This is a genomic window from Pseudonocardia alaniniphila (assembly GCF_022524485.1).
Classification (GTDB): domain Bacteria; phylum Actinomycetota; class Actinomycetes; order Mycobacteriales; family Pseudonocardiaceae; genus Pseudonocardia; species Pseudonocardia alaniniphila.
Map to the genome: position 1 here is coordinate 1 of NZ_JAKXMK010000088.1, position 1,411 is coordinate 1,411.

Annotated in this window: 1 protein-coding gene; it reads right to left on the reverse strand. The window is 66.8% G+C overall.

Features of this window, described 5'->3' with window-relative positions; genetic code table 11:
• Positions 1–56 precede the first annotated feature (56 nt).
• Entirely contained in the window at positions 57–1,286 is a 1,230-nt protein-coding gene (locus tag MMF94_RS43085; protein WP_241043283.1) for an IS256 family transposase, read from the reverse strand.
• Between the last annotated feature and the right edge of the window lie 125 nt (positions 1,287–1,411).

The following is a 1,411-nucleotide window of genomic DNA, read 5'->3' on the forward strand; positions in this document are numbered from 1 at the left end:
CGGTCGCGTCCCGTCGAGTGGTGTAGCTCGGTCCGGGTGAGGCTCTGCGGTTCAGATCATGCCGTGATCAGCTCTGAGGTTGCCAGTTTCTCCTTCAGTGGTGGGCTGCTGAGCAGGGCCATGGTGGCTTCGCCGAGGTAGCGGCGGTCGGTGGCTTGCCATTCGTCGTGGGCCTCGACCAGGACGGCGCCGGCGAGGCGGAGCAGGGCGTCGGGGTTGGGGAACACGCCGACGACGTCGGTGCGGCGTTTGACTTCCTTGTTGAGTCGTTCGAGGGGGTTGGTCGACCAGATCTTCTTCCAGTGCGCGGGTGGGAAACTGGTGAAGGCGAGCAGATCCTCTGCAGCGTCGCGCAGCATCGTCTCGACCTTGACCGATTGGCGCCCGAGCATGCCGGCGATCACGCCGAGTTGCTCGTGGACGTGCGCGGCATCGGGTTGAGCGAAGATCGTGCGGATCGCCGCGGCGACCATCTCCGCTGAGCCCTTGGGGACCTGAGCCAAGACGTTGCGCAGGAAGTGCACCCGACACCGCTGCCAGGCGGCGCCGAGTAGCACCGCGGCGATGGCCTGCTTCAAACCGGTGTGGGCGTCGGAGATGACCAGCTGCACCCCACCCAGTCCGCGGGCCTTGAGCGAGCGCAGGAACGCCGTCCAAAATGCGCCGTCCTCCGAGTCGCCGACCGCGAACCCGAGGACCTCGCGCCAGCCATCGGCACGAACACCGGTGGCGATCACCACGGCCTGGGAGACGACCCGGTGGTTCACCCTGGCCTTGCAATACGTCGCGTCGAGGAAGACGTAGGGGAACTGCTGCTCGGCCAAGGACCGGTCGCGGAACACACCGACCTCGGTGTCGAGATCCGCGCAGATCCGCGACACCTCCGACTTGGAGATACCGGTGTCCGCACCGAGTGCTTTGACCAGGTCGTCGACCTTGCGCGTGGACACCCCGTGCAGATAGGCCTCCATCACCACCGCGAACAGCGCCTGGTCCACCCGCCGGCGCCGCTCCAACAAGCTGGGGAAGAACGAGCCGGTGCGCAGCTTCGGGATCCGCAGTTCCAGATCCCCGGCCGTCGTCGTGAGGGTGCGGGCGCGGTGACCGTTGCGGTGGTTGGTGCGTTCCGCAGAACGCTCGTGCAGGCCAGCGCCGATCGCGTCGGTCAACTCGGCCTCGATCAGAGCTTGGTAAATCGTCTCCGCGGCCTGGCGGACACGATCACCGACATCGGCGCCCTTGAGTGCATCGAGCACTTCGAGCAGGGCAGACTGGTCCAGGGCCATCGCGTTGTGCCTCTCTACGGGTTCCTTGGCGGGTTCCTGCAGAGACTCACGCGGTGGCCCCTCCTACGTGCTCAGGCACGCCGAACGGGGACCCCGGACTTACACCACCAGCGGGGACGTGACCC

Bases quoted from the DNA above. Each gene is read 5' to 3' on its own strand.
- MMF94_RS43085 (WP_241043283.1), bottom strand. From the start codon at position 1,286: ATGGCCCTGGACCAGTCTGCCCTGCTCGAAGTGCTCGATGCACTCAAG.